The organism is Sphingomonas fuzhouensis (assembly GCF_034659795.1).
GTDB lineage: Bacteria > Pseudomonadota > Alphaproteobacteria > Sphingomonadales > Sphingomonadaceae > Sphingomonas > Sphingomonas fuzhouensis.
This window is the reverse complement of sequence record NZ_JAXSQY010000004.1, coordinates 152439-172495: the sequence shown is the minus strand read 5'-3', so window position 1 is coordinate 172495 and position 20057 is coordinate 152439. Positions and strand designations below refer to the sequence as shown.

16 protein-coding genes are annotated in these 20057 nt (G+C 67.9%); 12 read left to right on the top strand and 4 right to left on the bottom strand.

The genetic code is table 11. From position 1 onward, the window contains the following. Positions 1–73 precede the first annotated feature (73 nt). From U1H82_RS10790 to U1H82_RS10770, 5 genes are all read left to right on the top strand, one after another. On the top strand, positions 74–1450 hold the full coding sequence (locus tag U1H82_RS10790; protein ID WP_322964924.1) for a glycosyl transferase family protein: 1377 nt from the start codon (positions 74–76) through the stop codon (positions 1448–1450). A 356-nt stretch (positions 1451–1806) separates the two neighbouring features. Then, on the top strand, positions 1807–2409 hold the full coding sequence (locus U1H82_RS10785; RefSeq protein WP_322964923.1) for a hypothetical protein: 603 nt from the start codon (positions 1807–1809) through the stop codon (positions 2407–2409). Between the two features lie 45 nt (positions 2410–2454). After that, positions 2455–3369, top strand: a complete 915-nt coding sequence (locus tag U1H82_RS10780) for a sulfite exporter TauE/SafE family protein (RefSeq protein WP_322964922.1) — start codon at positions 2455–2457, stop codon at positions 3367–3369. 41 nt (positions 3370–3410) lie between these two features. Next, the gene (locus U1H82_RS10775) at positions 3411–4130 is read left to right on the top strand and encodes a TIGR02186 family protein (protein ID WP_375339524.1); all 720 of its coding nucleotides are present in this window, start codon (positions 3411–3413) and stop codon (positions 4128–4130) included. Between the two features lie 69 nt (positions 4131–4199). Next, positions 4200–5834, top strand: a complete 1635-nt coding sequence (locus U1H82_RS10770; protein ID WP_322964920.1) for an ATP-binding protein — start codon at positions 4200–4202, stop codon at positions 5832–5834. A gap of 6 nt (positions 5835–5840) precedes the next feature. Here U1H82_RS10770 and U1H82_RS10765 read toward each other — a convergent pair whose 3' ends face one another. Beyond that, positions 5841–7310, bottom strand: coding sequence for a M23 family metallopeptidase (locus U1H82_RS10765; protein WP_322964919.1), 1470 nt, complete (start codon positions 7308–7310; stop codon positions 5841–5843). A 222-nt stretch (positions 7311–7532) separates the two neighbouring features. On the opposite strand from U1H82_RS10765, the gene U1H82_RS10760 reads away from it, so the two are divergent. From U1H82_RS10760 to U1H82_RS10735, 6 genes are all read left to right on the top strand, one after another. Next, entirely contained in the window at positions 7533–10025 is a 2493-nt protein-coding gene (locus U1H82_RS10760; protein ID WP_322964918.1) for a helicase-related protein, read from the top strand. Between the two features lie 214 nt (positions 10026–10239). Further along, on the top strand, positions 10240–10563 hold the full coding sequence (locus U1H82_RS10755; RefSeq protein ID WP_322964917.1) for a S4 domain-containing protein: 324 nt from the start codon (positions 10240–10242) through the stop codon (positions 10561–10563). A 29-nt stretch (positions 10564–10592) separates the two neighbouring features. After that, a complete protein-coding gene (gene fdxA / locus U1H82_RS10750; RefSeq protein ID WP_125959090.1) occupies positions 10593–10934 on the top strand; it encodes a ferredoxin FdxA in 342 nt (113 codons plus the stop codon). Positions 10935–11306: 372 nt separating this feature from the next. Continuing rightward, positions 11307–11840 carry a CarD family transcriptional regulator gene (locus U1H82_RS10745; RefSeq protein ID WP_042486954.1) on the top strand — a complete coding sequence of 178 codons (534 nt, stop codon included), beginning with the start codon at positions 11307–11309 and terminating at the stop codon, positions 11838–11840. Positions 11841–11954: 114 nt separating this feature from the next. Then, a complete protein-coding gene (locus U1H82_RS10740; RefSeq protein ID WP_322964916.1) occupies positions 11955–12704 on the top strand; it encodes a head GIN domain-containing protein in 750 nt (249 codons plus the stop codon). 55 nt (positions 12705–12759) lie between these two features. Continuing rightward, positions 12760–13443 carry a GIN domain-containing protein gene (locus tag U1H82_RS10735; protein ID WP_322964915.1) on the top strand — a complete coding sequence of 228 codons (684 nt, stop codon included), beginning with the start codon at positions 12760–12762 and terminating at the stop codon, positions 13441–13443. On the opposite strand, the gene U1H82_RS10730 is transcribed toward U1H82_RS10735, so the two are convergent. After that, positions 13406–14383, bottom strand: coding sequence for an alpha/beta fold hydrolase (locus U1H82_RS10730; protein WP_322964914.1), 978 nt, complete (start codon positions 14381–14383; stop codon positions 13406–13408). The genes U1H82_RS10735 and U1H82_RS10730 overlap by 38 nt on opposite strands. 121 nt (positions 14384–14504) lie before the next feature. On the opposite strand from U1H82_RS10730, the gene U1H82_RS10725 reads away from it, so the two are divergent. Then, positions 14505–16886 (top strand): membrane-bound PQQ-dependent dehydrogenase, glucose/quinate/shikimate family, encoded by a 2382-nt coding sequence (locus tag U1H82_RS10725; protein ID WP_322964913.1) that lies wholly within the window; start codon positions 14505–14507, stop codon positions 16884–16886. A gap of 189 nt (positions 16887–17075) precedes the next feature. Here U1H82_RS10725 and U1H82_RS10720 read toward each other — a convergent pair whose 3' ends face one another. After that, positions 17076–18443, bottom strand: a complete 1368-nt coding sequence (locus tag U1H82_RS10720; RefSeq protein ID WP_322964912.1) for a family 43 glycosylhydrolase — start codon at positions 18441–18443, stop codon at positions 17076–17078. Next, positions 18443–20002: an alpha-N-arabinofuranosidase gene (locus tag U1H82_RS10715; protein ID WP_322964911.1), complete on the bottom strand. Its 1560-nt coding sequence runs from the start codon at positions 20000–20002 to the stop codon at positions 18443–18445. The genes U1H82_RS10720 and U1H82_RS10715 overlap by 1 nt, the downstream gene beginning before the upstream one ends. Between the last annotated feature and the right edge of the window lie 55 nt (positions 20003–20057).

The window sequence follows — 20057 nt, the reverse complement described above, 5'->3', positions numbered from 1 at the left end:
AAGGGCTATTACCGCCGTTGAAACCGCCATTTTGGACAGGCAAGCTGATCCCCGGCAAAGGGGAGATTGCCGGATGGGCGGGATCATCGGGGGGATCGACATCGCCGCGCGCGAGCTGTTGCTGTTCGCGGGTGCGGGATTGCTGATCGGTGGGCTCGACGATCTGTTGGTCGACCTTCTTTATCTGGCGCGGCGTGTTCGGGCGGGTCGCAGGGGCCAGATACGCCTCGACCAGTTGCGGGCGCCGAGTACGCCGGGACGCATGATCGTCTTCATTCCCGCCTGGGACGAAGCGGAGGTGATCGGCGCGATGCTGTCGACCGCCCTGCGGCGGTTCGTGCATGACGATTATCGGCTTTATGTCGGGCTCTATCCCAATGATCCGGCGAGCATCGCGGCGGCGGCGGATGTAGCGGAAACGGACGACCGCGTGCGGCTGGTCATCGGCGGCCGTGAAGGCCCCACGACCAAGGCGGATTGTCTCAACACTCTGTGGCACGCCCTCGACCACGACCGGTCGGCGGAAGGGTTTTCGGTCAAGGGGATCGTCCTGCACGATGCGGAAGATGTCGTGCACCCCGCCGAACTGACCGTCTTCGACTCGCTGATCGAAGGGCGGGCGGTGGTGCAGCTGCCCGTGCTGCCGCTGGTCGTGCCGGGATCGCGGCTCGTGTCGGGGCACTATGCGGACGAGTTCGCGGAAAGCCACCGCAAGCAGTTGATCGTGCGAACCTGGATCGGCGCGGGCATGCCGCTGGCGGGCACCGGCTGTGCGATCGCGCCCGCCATGCTGGCCGAGATCGCCGAGCGGCGCGGCGGCGATCCCTTCGATGCGACCAGCCTGACCGAGGATTATGAGCTGGGCCTGCGCATCGCCGAACTGGGCGGCGAAGGGCTGTTCGCACGCGTGACCGACGAGGCAGGCGGGATCGTCGCGGTCCGCGCCTTCTTCCCCGCCGATCTGGTCGCGGCGGTTCGGCAGAAAGCGCGGTGGATGACCGGCATTGCGCTGATCGGCTGGGATCGCACCGGCTGGGGACGGCCGCTGGCGCTGGGCGATCATTGGTGGCGGCTGCGCGACCGGCGCGGGCCGCTGGCCATGCTGGTGCTGGCGGCGGCCTATCTGGGGTTGTTCGCCGATGCGGCGGCGATCCTGCTGCATGAGATTGGCGGCGTGGCAATGCCACCGATCGATCCGGGTTTGGGCCTGTTGTTCGCCGTCAACGCGCTGCTGCTCTGGTGGCGGTTGAGCGTGCGGATGGTCTTTACCGGGCGGACCTATGGCGCGCGCGAAGCCCTGTGGTCATTGCCGCGATTCGTCGTCGGGAATTTCGTGGCGCTCGCCGCCGCACCGCGGGCGATGATTCGCTATCTGCTCGTCCTGCGCGGGCGGCCGGTGGTGTGGGACAAGACCCGCCATGTCTTTCCGGATGTCTCGGTCCAGCCGTGAGCGGACGTCCGCTTCGATTTCTGGCGGCGACGCTGGGGGTGTGGACGATGGGGCGTGTCGCCTTCCTGTTGCCACCGGAGCCGGGACTGGACGTGGCCAGGGTCACGCCCGCTACGGTGGTCACATCGCAGGTCGCGACCCCCAGCCCGGTTCGCCTTGCTGCGATGCGGGTCTTGCCGATGCCCTCACACCGGGCAGACCCACGATCGGCCCCGATCATCCCGCCACCGGCCGTGCGGATCGAAGCATCGGTCCCGACCCCGTTGCCGATGCCTGATGCGCCCCTGTCGCCCGCTCCTCCACCGCCGCCCCTTCCGACCTGGCCGTCCCTACCCGTCCCTCCCGATCGATGGAGCGTGAGTGTCTGGGGGGTCGGGCGTCAGGGTGGCGGTGCGCTGCTGCCCGGCGGCCAATTGGGTGGGACGCAAGCGGGTGTGCGGGTGCTGCGGCGGCTCGACCGGCATGGCGATCTGTCGGCCAGTCTTCGTGTATCGGCGCCATGGCAGGGCGTGGGGCGCGAAATGGCGGTGGGGCTCGACTGGAAGCCCGCTCGCCACCTTCCGATCCGGCTGATCGTCGAACAACGGATACCGCTGGATGCCGGAGCGGGCGGGACGGCGCTGCTTGCCGTGACGGGAATCGGCCCCCGCCCCATCGCGCCAGGTGTCAGCGTGACCGCCTATGCCCAGGGCGGCGCGGTGGCGCGGGATCAGATCGAGCCCTTTGCCGACGGCGCGGCGCGGGTCAGTACGGCGCTGACACCCGCGATCGACCTGGGTCTGGGGCTATGGGGCGGGGCGCAGCGGGATGCGCAGCGGCTGGATGTCGGGCCGACCCTGGGCCTCGCCCTACCCGTCGTCGATCGCCATATCCGCCTGTCCCTGGACTGGCGGCAGCGGGTGGCGGGACGGGCGGCGCCCGATTCCGGTCCCGCCCTCACCATCGCGGGCGATTTCTGACGCTTCGACACTGTTCGGAAAGGCGCGTGCGTCTATAACGCGACCGTGGACCTGTATCTTCCGATCGCCAACCTGTCGGTCAATGCGCTCGTCATCATCGCGCTGGGGGCGGGCGTGGGCTTGTTGTCGGGAATGTTCGGGGTGGGCGGCGGGTTTCTGACCACGCCACTTCTGATCGTCTACGGCATTCCGCCGACCGTCGCCGCCGCTTCCGCCGCCAGCCAGGTGACCGGGGCCAGCGTCTCGGGCGTGTCCGCGCATTGGCGGCGCGGCGGGGTGGACGTGAAGATGGGCAGCGTCCTGGTCGCGGGCGGCGTCGTGGGCTCGTTCGCGGGCGCCTGGATCTTCCGCCTGCTCCAGGCGAGCGGCCAGATCGATACGGTCATCGCCATCGTCTATGTGCTGATGCTGGGGTGGATCGGATCGGTGATGGCGCGCGAGGCGGCGAGTGCGATCCTGGCGCAGCGGCGCGGACGGCCGCAAAAGGCGGCACGGCGGCGGCATCATCCGGTCGTCGCGGCCCTGCCCTTCCGCACCCGCTTCTATGCCTCGGGCCTCTATATCTCGCCGCTGGCGCCGTTGATGCTGGGCTTCTTCACCGGCATTTTGACGATCCTGCTCGGGGTGGGCGGTGGGTTCATCCTGGTCCCGGCGATGATCTATATCCTGGGCATGGCGACCAATGTCGTGCTCGGCACCTCGCTGTTCCAGACCCTGTTCGTCACCGCCGCCGCCACGATGGTCCATGCGACGACCACCAAGGCGGTCGATATCGTGCTGGCCGGATTGCTTTTGGTGGGATCGGTAACCGGGGCACAGGTCGGCGCGAAGCTCGCCACCAATGCCAAGCCCGAATATCTGCGCCTGGCGTTGGCGGTCATCGTCCTGCTGGTGGGCCTGCGCATCCTGCTGGGGCTGGTGTGGCGGCCTGAGGAAATCTTCACGGTCCAGCCGCTGTGAAGCGCGCCGCCGTCATCCTGGCGTTGTTCGCACCGCTATTGATGGCACAGGCCAAGCCGGTGCTGGTGCCCGACGTGTCGCAACGCGATATCCAGATCGCCTACAGCTTCACCGGTGCCGAACTGCTGCTGTTCGGCGCGATCCTCTATCCCGGTGGCCGCCCGCCCCAGGATGACAAGCCGACCGACATCGTCGTCGTGGTCAAGGGCCCGACCCAGTCGATCCTGATCCGCGAGAAGGAGAAGATCGCCGGACTATGGGTCAATGCCGGGCGCCTGCGCTATCAATCGGCCCCGTCCTTCTACGCCATCGCCTCGTCCCGGCCGATCGCGCGGATCGTCGACGATCGCACCCGCGCCATCTACGAACTCGGGCTGGACAGCCTGCAACTCTCCCCCGCTTCCGCCGCGCCCGCCAATGTCCAGGCCCGGTTCCAGCAGGGGCTGGTCGACCAGCGCCGCCGCAGCGGCCTGTATGTCGAGGCACCGCACGCGGTCGAGATCACCGACGACGTGCTCTACCGTGCCCGCGTCACCATTCCGGCGCGGGTGCCCGTGGGCCGCTTCACCGCCGAGACTTTCCTGATCCGCGACGGCCGTGTGCTGGCCGCCGCCGTGCGCGATATCGATATCCGCAAATCGGGGTTCGAGCGCTTCGTCGCGCGCGCCGCCGACAAGGCCGCCATCCCCTATGGCCTGACGGCGGTCGCCCTGTCGATCCTGCTCGGCTGGACCGCCGGATGGATCGCGCGGCGGGTATAGGGGCGGTAAATCTTAAGGTTCCCGCGCTAGCGTCCGGCCCTCTCCTCCTATGGAATGACGGCGCGCCCCATGTCCTCCCAACCGTCTGCCGACCGCCCCACCATCGACACGCCGGTCATCGGCTGGCTGCTCGCCATTGCCGGATCATCGGGGCGGATCGTGCTGGATCGCGAGGCGCTGGCCGCGCTGGCGGGCGAGGCCGACCCGGTGCTGGCGGCGGCGGGCCAGGTGGCGATGCCGGTCAAGGTGAAGCGCGGCGACCGCTGGATCATCGGTACGGTCCGCTCGCTGACCCTCGACCCCGCCAGCGACGCTGCCGCGCTGACCACCGAGATCGACCTGATGGGCGAGGGGCTATGCCACCCCGAAACAGGCGCGTTGCATGACTTTCGGCGCGGCGTCACCGCCTATCCCCTGCCCGGCGCGACGATCCACCCGATCACCGATGCCGAGCTGGCGGGCATCCATCTCAACCGCGCCGAGGCCACGATCACGATCGGCACCGTCCATCCGGCGCGCACGGTCCCGGCGACGCTGGCGGTCGATGCGCTGCTCGGGCGGCATTTCGCGATCCTGGGATCGACCGGCACCGGCAAGTCGACCGCGACCGCGATGATCCTTCACCGTATCTGCGAATCGGCGCCGCTCGGCCATATCGTGATGATCGACCCGCATGGCGAATATGCCCAGGCCTTTGGCGACACAGGCGCGATCCATGACGTCGGCAATCTGCGCATGCCCTATTGGTTGATGAATTTCGAGGAGCATTGCGAGATCCTGCTCTCCGCCGAGACGGCGCATCGCCGGACCGATGTCGATATCCTCGCCAAATGCCTGCTGGCCGCACGGATGCGCAACCGCGCTGCCACCGATCTGCCGCGCGTCACCGTCGACACGCCCATCCCCTATCTGCTGTCCGACCTGACCGCCCAGCTGACCCAGGAGATGGGCAAGCTGGAACGGGCGGGCGACACCGCGCCCTATCTGCGGATCAAGACCAAGATCGACGAGATGAAGGGCGATCCGCGCTATGCCTTCCTGTTCTCCGGGATGCTGGTCGCCGATACGATGACCGATTTTCTCGGCCGCATCCTGCGCCTACCCGGTGACGGGCGGCCGATCTCGATCATCGACGTGTCGGGCGTACCGTCGGACGTGACCAGCGTCGTCGTCGCAATGCTGGCGCGGATGATCTTCGACCATGCCATCTGGTCGCATCCCGGCGAGCGTCGCCCCGTGCTGATGGTCTGCGAAGAGGCGCATCGCTACATCCCCGCACAGGCCGAACGCGATTCGGCGGTGGGACGCATCCTGTCGCGCATCGCCAAGGAGGGGCGCAAATATGGCGTCTCGCTGGGCCTCGTCACCCAGCGCCCCTCCGACCTGGCCGAGGGGGTGTTGTCGCAATGCGGCACGATCATCGCCATGCGCCTGAACAATGAACGCGATCAGGCGCTGGTCCGCTCGGCAATGCCAGAGGGTGGGCGCGGCCTGCTCGACACCGTCGCCGCGCTGCGCAACCGCGAGGCGATCCTGTGCGGCGAAGGCGTGAGTTTTCCGATGCGCGCGAGCTTCGATTCGCTGGAGGCGGATAAGCGCCCCTCGTCCAACGATCTGTCGATCACCACGCTATGGGCCAATCCGTCGGGCGGCAACCGGGTGTTGAACGAGACGGTCGGCCGCTGGCGCGCGGCGGGGAAGTAAGCGGACTTACCGCCCCGGCCTGACCGCCAGCAGAGCCTGTACTTCGCGCCGGAAGGTCCGCAGCTTCGCGCCCGACAGCACCGCCACGCTCGCCAGGTTCAGCGTGCGCGGATTCACCACCGCGCCGTTCTTCCACACTTCCCAATGGAGGTGTGGGCCGGTCGACATGCCGGTCGATCCGACATAGCCGATCACCTGTCCCTGTTTCACATGCGCGCCAGAGCGGACGGCGAAACGGCTCATATGGCCGTAACCGCTGACGATCCCGCCAGCATGCGCCAGCTTGACGAAATTGCCATAGCCGCCCGACCGCCCCGCGAACCGGACGACCCCGTCCATCATCGCATGGATCGGCGTGCCATAAGGCGCGCCGATATCAGTGCCCTTGTGCATGCGCATCAAGCCCAGGATCGGGTGCATCCGCTTGCCATAGGATGAGGTGATCCGCCCTGCGACCGGCATGCCCATCGTGCCGCGCCGTTCGCTCTGGCCGTTGACGTCATACCATTGGCCGTCCTCGTCCCCGGCCAGCCGGGCGAGTTGGACCTTGCGCCCGCCATGGTCGAGCCCGGCGAACAGCAGCTTGCCGAGCCGCGTCTCGCCGGTCGCGGCGCGCTCACGCTCGATGATGAGGTCGAAACTGTCGGAACGCTTCACGTCACGGCCGACCGACATGCGTGCGGCCAGCGCCTTGATATAGGCCTCAACCGCCTTGGCCGGGGCCCCCGCCGCGCGGACCGAACGGTACAGGCTCGATCCGGCCAGCCCTTGCAGGCGCAGCGGCGTGCGGTCGATCGCGATCGGGGCCTGCGTCATCTCGAACCCCTGCGGCGTCCGGGTCAGCGTGACCGCCAGGTCGAAGCGCGCGCGCAGCTTCATCGTCTCCAGCGGTCGCGCGACCGAGCGGCTGGGTCGCCGTCCCAGGGTCAGCGCGACGCGGGTGCCCGAGGGGATGGCCTCGCCATCCGTCACCGGGGCGATCATATCGGCGGCGGCGCGTGCCTGATCCTTGGCGACCCCGGCGCGTTGCAGCACCCGGTCCAGCCGGTCGCCCGCGCCGACCGTCGCCGACAGCTCGACCATTGGCCGTTCGGGCGCTTCGGCCAGATGCGCGACCATGTCGTTCGCGGCCAGCCGCCGTCCGCTATCCGCCCCCAATGCCAGCGGCGCGATGGCCTGCGCTCGTGCATTGCTCCACGCCTCGCCGGTCAGCGGGGCCGGAGCCTGGCCGATGATCGGGCGGTGAAAGCCGGGCGCCATCGCGATGGTCGCGGCGCAGAGCGCCGAACAGGTCGCCAGTCCGCGCCACCAGCTGCGGCTGCCGATCTGGGTCCCCAGATCGGGCACCCAGTCGATCTCGCGCACCGCCATCCGCCACCGCGCGAGACGTCCCATGGGCAGGCTCGGCACGCCGCCGATCGGCCGCGCGGCGGTTCCGCCGGAAAGGATGAAGGCTTCGTCGGTGGCAAGAAACATGAAGAGCGTCGCGTCCGTAGAAATCGTCGAGCAGCGTCGCCGATCTCCCCCCGGCGCACAGGATTTTGCGGTGTCGGTTCGCCCCCGCAAAGTCAAAGCCGCTGCGCCCCGCCGCCCCGATGCTGCGGCAAGACGTGGCCGGACCGGGCCGAATGTCGAAGATCCGCGCACCTCTTGCTTCATGCCGTTGCAACCGCGCGCACGAAGCCCGATGTAGGGTCCATGACAAGCCGCGTATCGGGCGCCGTGACGGCCGTTCTCGGGCCGACCAACACCGGCAAGACGCACCTCGCGATCGAGCGGATGTGTGCGCATAGCAGCGGCATCATCGGCTTTCCCCTCCGCCTGCTCGCCCGCGAGGTCTATGACCGGGTCGTGGCATTGAAGGGCGCGGACAAGGTCGCGCTGGTGACGGGCGAGGAAAAGATCGTGCCGCCCGATGCGCGCTGGTTCCTGTGCACCGCCGAATCGATGCCCGACCGCGACGTCGCCTTCGTCGCGCTGGACGAGGCGCAGCTGGGCGCCGACCTGGAGCGCGGTCATGTCTTTACCGATCGGTTGCTGCATGTGCGCGGCCGCGACGAGACGATGATACTGGGGTCCGAGGCGCTCAAACCCATGATCCGCGCGCTGGTCCCGGATGCGGAGGTCATCGCGCGGCCCCGCTTCTCCACCCTGACCTATGCGGGCGCCAAGAAGATCAGCCGGTTGCCCAAGCGTTCGGCGATCGTCGCCTTCTCAGCCGAGGAGGTCTATGCGGTGGCCGAGATGCTGCGGCGCCTGCGCGGCGGGGCGGCGGTGGTGATGGGCGCGCTGTCCCCGCGCACCCGCAATGCGCAGGTCGAGATGTTCCAGGCGGGCGAGGTCGATTATCTCGTCGCCACCGATGCGATCGGCATGGGCCTGAACATGGATGTCGCGCATGTCGCCTTCGCCGGGCTGCACAAGTTCGACGGCCGCCGTCACCGTCGCCTGACCGTTGCGGAAATGGCGCAGATCGCCGGGCGTGCCGGGCGACACCACCGCGACGGCACGTTCGGCGCGCTGGCCGAGGAGGGCCCCGATTCCTTCCTGCCCGAGGAAGTTCTGGCGATCGAGGAACATCGCTTCCCCCGGCTCGACCATCTCTACTGGCGTGACGGCGATCCCGATCTGTCGAGCATCGACGCGCTGATCGCCAGCCTGGAGCGCAAGCCCGAACCCGGCGTGCTGCGCGCGGCACCGCTCGCCACCGATTTGCAGGTGCTGAAGCGGCTGGCCGACGAGCCCTGGGTGCGCGACCGGGTGCGGCGGCCCGCCATGGTCGCGCGGCTCTGGGCGGCGTGCGGCATTCCCGATTTCCGCAAGGTCGGCATCGATCCCCATGCCCGCTTCGTCTCGCGCGTGTTCGGCCATCTGTCCGAGGGGCTGGGCCATATCCCCCATCAATGGTTTGCCGACGAGATCGCGCGTCTGGACAGCATGGCGGGCGATGTCGAGACGCTGGCGGGCCGCCTCTCCGCGATCCGCAGCTGGGCCTATATCGCCCAGCGCGCCGACTGGCTGGCCGACCCGCGCCACTGGGCCGAACGCACCCGCGAGATCGAGGAGCGGCTGTCCGACGGCCTCCATGCCAGCCTGACCCAGCGGTTCGTCGACAAGCGCACCACCGCCCTTATCCGCCGCATCGGCGCGGATGCGGGCGCGCTGCCCGTCACCATCGGGCCCGAGGGCGAGGTGCTGGTCGAGGATCACCCGATCGGGCGGCTGGAGGGATTCCGCTTCACCGTCGAGGCGGGCGCGCGGGCCAACGACAAGAAGATGCTGCTCGCCGCCGCCGAAAAGCGGCTGGGCACCGAACGTGCGCGCCGCGCCGAAGCGCTGATCGCCGCCGGGCACGACGCGATCACGCTGGTCGAGGACCGGCTGATCTGGGAGGGGCATGGCGTCGCGCGGCTGGTCGCGGGGCCGTCGCTCGGGCGGCCGGTGGTGCGGCTGGAGCGCGATCTCGACTGTCTGCCCCAGCCATTGCGCGACAAGGTGAAGGCGCGGCTGGAGGCATGGCTGACCCGCTCGCTCGACCGGCAACTGCCCGCGCTCGTCCGGCTGGCGGGGCTGGCGCGCGAGGCCAAGGCGTCCCCGGCGATCCGCGCGGTCGCCGCCGCGCTGGAGGATGCGGGCGGCATCGTGCCGCGCCAGCCACTGCGGCTGATGATCGATGCGCTGTCGCCCGAGGAGCGGCGGCGGTTGCGGGGACTCGGCATCACCATCGGCACGCTGGATGTGTTCGATCCGCGATTGCTCAAGCCGGGTGCCGCGACGTGGCGGCGCACGCTGATGACCCTGTGGGGCCAGACGCCCGACCTCGCCCGGCCCGGCGCCACCATCCTGCGCCGCGACGAGCCGGGGCGCGGTGTCGCGTCGGGCTATCGACCTTTGGGCGAGCAGGCGGTGCGGGTCGACCTGGTCGAACGCATTGCCCGCGCCGCGCATGATGCGCGGGCCGGGCGCGGGCCGTTCACCCCCGACGCGTCGCTGGCGACCTCGATCGGGTTGGAAGCGGCGACGCTCGACCGGCTGATGGGCGATCTGGGGTTCCGCAAGATCCGGGGTGGGGAGAGTGAACCTGTCCGCTGGATCTGGCGGGGCCGTCCGCCCGCCCGGCCTGCGCCGCGTGTCGAAGCACGGCCCGGCAATGCCTTCGCCGCGCTTGCCGACTGGGGTCGGCCTTCGTGACCCCCATCCTCCCCATCTCCGATGGGGAGGGGGACCGCGCCCGGAGGGCGTGGTGGAGGGGCGATGTCCTGCGGCTGGCGCCAAGCCCCGCAGCGCTCCGCCAAGCCCCTGCCCCTCCACCATCCTGCGGATGGTCCCCCTCCCCAAGCACAGCTTGGGGAGGAATGGGAATATGTCCGCCTTCCCTTCCCCACCGAAAGGACCGTCCCGCCCCATGACCACCCGCGCCCCCGCCGCCCTCGAGTCGATGCGGCTCGACCGTTTCCTCTGGTGGGCGCGGATCGCCAAGTCACGCGATACGGCGCAGGCGATGGCGTGCGACGGGCATTTCCGGATGGATGGGCGCGCGATCGACCGGGCCCATGCGCCGGTTCGAGTCGGCAGCATCCTGACCTTCGCGCAATTCGGTCAGGTGCGGGTGCTCCGGGTGGAACAGCTTCCTTCACGCCGTGGTCCGCCCGCCGAGGGGCGCGCGTGTTATTGTGATCTGGTCACTTCCCCGGCTTCGGGCGTTGACGGATCGCCCCATGCGGCATAGCAGCACGCATTCGTACCTTGGGAGTTGTCATGACCTACGTCGTCACCGATGCCTGCATTCGCTGCAAGTATATGGACTGTGTCGAGGTGTGTCCCGTCGACTGCTTCTATGAGGGCGAGAATATGCTCGTCATCAACCCGTCCGAATGCATCGACTGCGGCGTGTGCGAGCCCGAATGCCCGGCCGAGGCGATCCTGCCCGATACCGAGAGCGGGCTGGAACAGTGGCTGGAGCTGAACAACACCTTCTCCGCCCAGTGGCCCAACGTCACCCGCAAGCTGGACCAGACGCCGCCCGACGCCGATGCGATGAAGGGCGTCGAGAACAAATATGAGCAGTTCTTCAGCCCGGAACCCGGCAAGGGCGACTGATCCAAGATCATTCCTCCCCTGTAAGGGGAGGAGGACCATGCGCAGCGAGGGGTATCACCCCTCTCGATAGCGGGACACCCCTCCGTCGCGCTACGTGCGCCACCTTCCCTTACAGGGGAGGAAAAGTGGGAAGTCCGATTGCGCCATGGGCTGCGGTATCTGCCACCCGTGCCATTGGTTCCCCGAAGCCTGCACATATGCTGGTAATTTTGTTGCGACCATGCTATATGGTTCCGTGACGGGCCTAGCTGTTTTCGCGACCGCCCGCCTTTGATGTGTTCGACCCTTCCTTCCCGAGGCCGATGAGAACAGTGGACCCATTTCCGCTCGTCCGGCGCTCGTGCGAAGGCCTTTGACCCGGAAAGGCCCCCAATGGCTGCCAAGGCGCTCCACTTCGACGTCGGTGACTATGTCGTGTATCCCAAGCATGGCGTGGGCCGCGTTATCGAGCTGCAAAAGCAGGAAATCGCAGGGATGCAGCTCGAACTCTATGTGCTGCGGTTCGAAAAGGAGCGCATGACGCTCCGCGTTCCCACCAACAAGGCCGAGTCGGTCGGCATGCGCAAGCTGTCCTCGGACAAGACCATGCGCGAGGCGATGGAAACGCTGAAGGGCAAGCCCAAGGTGAAGCGTACCATGTGGTCGCGCCGTGCCCAGGAATATGAAGCCAAGATCAACTCGGGCGACCTGGTGTCGATCGCCGAAGTGGTCCGCGACCTGTTCCGCGCCGACGACCAGCCCGAGCAGAGCTATTCCGAGCGGCAGATCTTCGAGGCCGCCACCAGCCGCCTCGCCCGCGAACTCGCCGCGATGGAAGAGGTGGACGAGCCGCGCGCCCAGGAAAAGATCCTGGAAATCCTGCGCGCTGCCGCCGCCATCTACAACAAGGAAAAGCCCGCCGCCTGACGCGGTCGGTTCTCCGATACGAACAAGGGGCGGTCCCATCCGGGGCCGCCCCTTTTCATTTGCGCGAAGCCTTGCGGCATGTGTATTATTTAATCAACACACAGGAGGCTGCCCATGACGAAACCCGCCATTCTTCCCTCGCTCCTCGGATTGATCGCGCTGGCCATGCCCACCGCCGCCTGCTCGTTCGAAAGCGACGCCAGGGGACGGGAGATTCCCGCACAGGGTTCGGGCGATGCACGCAGCTATGCCGCACGCGACTTCACCGCCGTCTCCAGCAGCGGCAGCGACCCGGTCGATGTCCGGGTCGGCGGCGCCTTCTCGGTGCGGGCCGAAGGGGCGGCCGCCGATCTCGACCAGCTGCGCATCGCGCGCGACGGCGACACGCTGCTGATCGGCACCAAGAAGGGTATGCATTGGGGCAGTCGCCGCAACGTCCGCGTCCTGGTGACGCTGCCGCGCCTGACCCAGGCGGGCGTCGCGGGATCGGGCCGGATGCGCATCGACCGGGTGGAAGGGGCCAGCTTCAAGGGCGGGATCGCGGGGTCGGGCGATCTGACGATCGGCACGATGCGGGTCGGACAGGCCGATCTGGGCGTGGCGGGCTCCGGCTCGGTCAGTGCCAGCGGTACGGCCGACGCGCTGAAGGTCGGGATCGCCGGGTCGGGCAATGTGCTTGCCACCGGTCTCCACGCCAAGCGCGCCGAGGTCGGGATCAGCGGATCAGGCCGCGTCGCCGTTCAGGTCGATGGCCCGGCCAAGGTGGGGCTCAGTGGCTCGGGCGATGCCGATCTAGGGCCGAACTCGGTCTGCACGGTTCATAAGGCCGGGTCGGGCACCGCGCGCTGCGGGCGTACCCAGTAAGCCGATGGGCGCGGACCGCTTGCGGCGGTGCGGGTGCGGTGCGAGGATGGCAGAGATGTCGATCCGCACCGCCGCCCTTTTCCCGCCCCTGTTGCTGATCGCGGCGGTGGCCCCCGCCGCCGAACGGCGGGTCGATCTGAGCAGCTTCGACAAATTGCGGGTCGAGGGGCCGTTCCGCGTCACGCTGACCACCGCGACATCACCGCGCGGCCGTTTTTCGGGCGATGCCCAGGCGCTGCGGCAGGTCGAGGCGCAGGTGACGGGCACGACCCTTGTCGTGCGACGCGTGGCGGGCGGCAGCGGCGGCGACGCGCCGGTCACCCTGACCCTCGCCGCGCCGCCGATTGCCAGCATCACCGTGATCGGCGGCGCCCAGGTCACCGCGCAGGCGCTGAAGGGCCCCTCGCTCGCCCTCGCGATAACCGGCACCGGCGAGGTGCGGATCGGCCAGGCCGATGGCGATCAGCTGACCGCGACGCTGTTCGGCCCCGCCAGGCTGGCGATCGATGGCGGGCGGGTGGGCAAGGCGCGGCTGTCGGCAAAGGGACCGGCGACCATCGCCGCCGATGCGCTGGAGGCGGGCGATCTGACCGTGATGCTGGATGGACCAGGCGAGATCGGCGCACGGGCCCGTTATAGCGCGGCGGTCGCCAATAGCGGGCTGGGGCGCGTCACGGTGGCGGGCTCACCCAAATGCCGGGTCACGGGTGGCGGTCCGGTGCGCTGCGGGGCGAAATAACCGGCGCCCGCCGATCGAGAAAGGCGGTGATCGCGGCAAAGGCATTGGCGCGGATCGGAGCGGCCTCGCGCAATATCTCATGTGCGCAGCCCCGGCCGAAGGCGACCAGCTCGCCATAGGGCAATCGGTTCGCCACCCGCGCCGCCGCCCGCGCATCGACCAGCCGATCGGCGAGCGCGACCAGCATCAGCACCGGTGTCTCGATCCGCGACAGCGCCGGATCATCGCGCAGCGCCGCCGTCGCGCGAAACGCCTCGGCCACCCAATGCCAGCTCGGCGATCCCAGGCACAGATCGGGCTGCGCCTGACGAAAGGCCTGCTGATCGGCGAAGCGGGCGCGGTCATGGGTCAGCCTTTTCTGCCGGGCGGTCGCCGCAGCCGCGGTTTCCAGCCGTCGCCAGGCAGGACGAAGTGGATCGCCGCGTCCCACCTGCCAGCGCGCGAACCGCGCTCCGGCCCATTGCCCCACCGGCGAGCGCAGCGCGAGCATCGGCGCGACCAGCACCACCGCGTCCGGCGCGATCATACCCGAGGCCAGCGCCGACAGCGTGACAAACCCGCCCATCGAATGGCCCAACACGACATGCGGCCCCTCACCTGGCCGCACCCACCCGGCATAAAAGGCCGCCAGGTCTTCGCTCAGTCGATCGAAGCGGTCGATATGCCCGGTCCCGTCGGTCGTCAGCCGCCCCGATCCACCCTGCCCGCGCCAGTCGAAGGCGGTGACATCCCAGCCCTGCGCCCGGAAATGATCGATCGCGTCGCCATATTTCTCGATCATGTCGGCGCGGCCCGTCTGGAACAGCAACCGCCCGCGCCGCGCCGTACCGGGCCTATGGGGCCGGTCATAGCGACGATGCACCCAGCCATCGGGCGCCGTCCAGCGCGACAGGAAAGGCGCCAGCGCATCGGTCGGTGATCCGGGAGAGGAAGATGCCATGCCAAGTCCTTCCATGCTCATTGCCAAATAATAGCCGCGATCCGGGACGTAAGCGAACCAAGACCGTCCAGGCGCGTTCATCGGAGAGCAATATTTCGTTACAATGATGAGGGGATCGCCTGTGCTGGGTCGCGCCTTGGCGAAGATATTGGGCTGGGCGCTGGCCCTGCTGGGGGGATTTTTCGCGGTCGCGGGCGGCTATCTCGCCCTGCTGGGCGGGTCGCCTTATTATGTCTTGGCCGGGCTGGCGATGATCCTGTCGGGGGCGCTGATCGGCCGCGGCGATCCGCGCGGGCGCTGGCTCTATGTCGCGATCTGGGTCGCGACGGTCATCTGGGCGGTGTGGGAGATCGGTTTCGACCCGTTGCAGCTGGTGCCGCGCGTCGTCGCCCCCAGCGTGCTGCTGATCCTGGTCGCCATGCCCTGGATCATCGCCGGGGTCCGGGCGATGATCCACACGCCCAAGGCCCGGACGCGCGCGATGCCCGCCGCGCTGGGGATCATCGCCCTGGTCTTCGCCATGCCCGTCCTCCGCACCCGCCCGGCCGAGGCGCAGGACCCCGCGATGTCACGCGGCCTGCCGATCGCGGCCCAGGCACCGGTCGGCGACTGGACCGATTATGGCGGCACCCTGTCGGGCCAGCGTTATTCGGCACTGTCGCAGATCACGCCCGCCAATGTCGGCAAGCTGGAACTGGCCTGGACGCAGCGGACCGGCGACCTGCCCGACCGCGCGGAATCGGTCGAGCACAAACGCGAATATCATTCGGAGGCGACACCGATCCAGATCGGCGACACGCTCTATACCTGCACGCCGCATTCGATCGTGCAGGCGATCGACGCGACGACGGGACGGACCAGGTGGAGCTGGAAGGACCAGGTCAGCCGCCAGGGCAACAGCTATCTCGTCTGTCGCGGCGTCGCCTTCTACCAGGCGCCCGAGGGTACGCCCTGCCCGCGTCGCATCTTCGCGCCGACCTTCGACGCGCGGATGATGGCGCTGGACGCCGATACGGGGAAGCCCTGCCCCGGCTTCGGCACCAATGGCGCGATCGACCTGCGGCAGAGCATGGGCGTCTCGGGCCCCGCCGATCAGATCAGCACCTCGCCCCCCGTGGTCGCCAACGGCCGGTTGATCGTCGGTGAACGCATCGTCGACAACGTCAACCGCAACATCCCCAGCGGCGTGGTGCGCGCCTATGATCCGATCACGGGTGCGGGTGTCTGGGCCTGGGACGTCGGCCGCTCACCCGACGCCATCCCGCCGCTGCCCGCGGGCGAGACCTATACGCGCGGCACGCCCAATGTCTGGGGGGCGATGACCGCTGATCCGGCCAATGGCCTGGTCTATCTGGGCACCGGCAATGCCTCGCCCGATTACTGGATCGGCTGGCGGCGGCCGTTCGACGATCGCTTCGGCTCGGCGATCGTCGCGCTCGACATCGCGACGGGCAAGCTGCGCTGGGTGCGCCAGCTGGTCCACCGCGACATGTGGGACATGGATATTCCGATCGGGCCGTCGCTGTTCGATTATCGCGCGCCGAACGGACAGGTGATCCCCGCGCTGATCCAGACGACCAAGATGGGCCAGGTCTATTTCCTCAACCGCCTGACCGGCGCAGCCATTACGCCCATCGTCGAACGCCCCGCGCGGCAGGACGGCGCGACGCCGGGCGTGAAGGTTTCGCCGACCCAGCCCTGGTCGGTCGGCCTGCCCTCCTTCACCCCGCCCGCGCCGACCGAAACATCGACCTGGGGCGCGACGCCGATCGACCAGCTCTTCTGCCGGATCGACATCCGCCGCGCGCAGGGGACGGGCATCTATCAGCCGACCGGCCTGAAGCCGATCATCGGCCACCCGGCGTTCGACGGCGTCACCGACTGGGGCGGCGCGGCGCTCGATCCGGTGCGGCAGGTCTTTACCGTCAACACGATGGAGATGCCGTTCAAGATCTGGCTGATGCGCCGGGACGATCCGCGCGTCAAAAAATACATGGAGAAGAAGGGCGGCGAGAATGCGCGCGCGCCCAATCTCCAGACCCAGTATAACACGCCCTATGTCGCGGTCGTCGCGGCCTGGATCGGTGTCTTCGGCGCACCGTGCAACGCGCCGCCCTGGGGCCATCTGACCGCCGTCGATCTCAACACCCGGAAGGTGGTGTGGAAGAAGGTCCTGGGCACCGCGCAGGATACCGGGCTGTTCGGCAGCCATCTGGGCGTGCCGATCAAGACGGGCGTGCCCAATCTGGGCGGCTCGATCATCACCGCCTCGGGCCTGGTGTTCATCGGCGCGACGACCGACCAGTATCTGCGCGCCTATGATCTGAAGAGCGGCCGAGTGCTGTGGCGCGCGCGACTGCCCGCAGGGGCGCAGGCGACGCCGATGACCTATCGCGGGCGCGACGGGCGGCAATATGTCGTCATCACCGCCGGTGGGCATGGCGCGCTGGGGACGCGGTACGGGGATTATACGATGGCGTTCGCGTTGCCGAAGGGGAGTTAAGGGGACGGAATTGCCTTTGGCTTCGTCCAGGCCGGACGAAATTCAGCGTAACTGAACCTGTCCGCCAGCCACGCCCCTACCGCAGGCGGGAGGGGATGGGGGAGGGCTTTGGCTCTCACCGAGACCATCGCTTGTGGCAGGCCCCCTCCCCAAACCCCTCCCCCCTTCGGGAGGAGGGGCTTTAAAAAGTCAGAAGATCGACCACTCCAAGATCGCTGGTTCCTTCGCTGCTACCGTCATGCGCAGGAACCGCGCCTTGCCCAGATGGCGCAGGGTGATCGGCGAGCCGCTCACCCCCTTCGCCGCTGCGACCTCGTGCCAGCTCTTGCCATCCGCCGACGCCTCGATCCGTACATCCTGTGGCTGGATCACGAAGGCCGGGCGAATCCGGCTTTCCCGCACATCCCGCACCGCCCCCAGATCGGCGGTCAGGACCGGCGGCTGGCCGGGCTCCGGCCGCCAGACGGTCGCATAATTGTCGTCCGCCGCCAGCGCATCCACGCCCTTGCCGGTCCAGCGCAGTCCGCGCGTGCGATGCGCGGCAAAGGCCGGGATCATCGGATCATGGCTGGGCCGCACCTTTTCCAGCGTCCCGTCCGCTTTCACGGTCAGCGGATCGATCGACACCTGCCGCAACACCCGCTCAGCGCCCATGACGAAGGGCAGCGCCTGACGGTGATAGAGGATGTAGGACTTCCCCTTGTCGGCGAAGACCGCATGATGGCCGGGGCTGATGATCTGCCTGGCGGCATCGGTTTCCAGGATCGGGCTGTTCGCCGCCTCGGTAAACGGCCCCATCGGCGACGTACCGACCGCATAGCGGACCTTGTACGTGTCCTTGGTCGTGTTGCCGTCGCTGTACATCAGCAGGTAACGCCCCTTCTCCTTCACCATGAAGGGGCCTTCGAAATAATTGGCGGGGGTCACGTCCCTGGGCTCGCCATCGAAATGGACCATGTCGGGCTTCAGCTTCACGACGAAGCAATGCCCGTTGACCCAGTTCAGCCCCGATCCCCAATAGAGATAGGCCTGACCATCGGTGTCGACGAACGCCTCGGCGTCGATCATGTGATATTTCGGTGCAAAGTCGCGCGCGATCAGCGGCTTGCCGCCATTGGCGTCGGCCCATGGCCCCGCCGGGGACGGGGCCGAGCCGACCCACACTTCGCTGCCGACCGAGACATACATGTACCAGCGGCCGTTCGGCGCCTTCACGACCGAGGGCGCCCAGACCTTGGCATCGCCCGAGGTCGGGCTGGTCGCCGCCTGTTTGGTCGGCCAGTTGGGCTGCGAGAAACGCCAGTCACGGCCATTGTCCGAGGTCCATAGCCCCAGACGGTCATCCCCCCACGGATCGACGGTGGCGAATATATACCAACGCCCCCCATCGCGAACGATGGAGGGGTCGGCGAAATAACCGGGGAGCAGGGGATTGCCCGCTCCCGGTGTATTCCATTGGACATCGCGCCGGGGCGCGGCAGACCCCGCCGACTCCATGACCACCATTGGGGCCAGCAGGACGGCGGCGGCGAGCAGCGCCCCGGCGCGGGCCTTCATCAGCGCAGGTCCAGCATCACGACCGACTTGGCCGGAATCTGCACGGTCAGCGTGCCGCCCGACAGCGTCGCGCCGTTGAACGGCTGCGGCGCGATCTGGTTGGGCGCGTCGAACGTATTGTGCGCATCCATCGTCGCACCGGTCAGGATACGACCCGACACCTGCGCGGCGGTCAGGCCGTCCAGCTTCACGCTCACGGTCGCGGGCTGGTTGGGATCGACATTGGTCAGGCCGACATGGACGACGCCCGCCTTGTCCCGCACCGCCGAGGCGCTGACCGCCTTCATCACCCACTGGTCCTTATTGTACCAGCGCGACTGCACGTCGACCGGCAGGACGGTGGCGTCCTGATAGTCCTTGTACATGTCGAACACCCAATAGGTCGGCGTCTTCACCATGCGCGCACCGTCGGTGAGCAGCATCGCCTGCAGCACATTGACCATCTGCGCGATGTTGGCCCCGCGCACGCGGTCGGCGTGGCGGGCGAAGATGTCGAGGTTGAGGCTCGTCACCATCGCGTCACGCAGGCTGTTCTGCTGGAACAGGAAGCCCGGATTGGTGCCGGGTTCGACATCGAACCAGGTGCCCCATTCGTCGACCAGCAGCGCGACCCGCTTCCTGGGATCGTACTTGTCCATGATCGCCGAGTGACGGGTCAGCAATTCGTCCATCTTCAGCGTCTTGGACAGCGTGCGCGCCCAGGCTTCCTCGTCGAAGCCGGTGGCGGCGCCCTTCTTGTTCCACGGACCGGGGACCGTGTAGTAATGGACGCCGATGCCGTCGAACGCGCTCGACGCGTCCCGCATCATCACTTCGGTCCAGTTATAGTCGTCGCCATTCGCGCCGCTGGCGATCTTCATCAGCGTTTCGCCCGCCGGGACCTTGATGAAGGTCGAATAACGGCGCGTCACGTCGGCGGCATATTCGGGACGCATATTGCCGCCGCAGCCCCACAGTTCGTTGCCGATGCCGAACATGGCGAGCTTCCAGGGCTTGTCGCGACCATTGGCGCGCCGTTCCTCGGCATAGGTCGATTTGGACGGGAAGGTCATATATTCGACCCACTCGGCCATTTCCGACGGCATCGCCGAGCCGACATTGCCCGAGACATAGGCCTCGGCGCCGACCAACTCGCTGTAATTCATGAATTCGTTGGTGCCGAAGCTGTTGTCCTCGGTCACGCCGCCCCAGTTGGTGTTGACCTTGGTCAAGCGCTTCGACTGGGGACCGACACCTTCGCGCCAGTGATATTCGTCGGCGAAGCAGCCGCCCGGCCAGCGGATCACCGGCACCCGGATCGCCTTCAGCGCGTCGAGCACGTCGCGGCGATAGCCGTTGATATTGGGGATCTTGCTGCCCTTGCCGACCCAGATACCGCCATAGATGCCGGTGCCCAGATGCTCGGCGAACTGGCCGAACAGGCGGCGGTTATAGACGGGACCCGGACGGTCGGCATGAACCTCGACCTGGTCGCCGGTGGCGGGCGCTGTTTGCGCCATCGCGGTCCCCGCAAACAGCGTCGCCGCCGCCGTGATCAGAAATTTCGTTGCCCTTTTCATGGATTCTCCTCTGCCTGATGCGGCATGATGGCTTATTGTCCGAGTAAAGAATAGC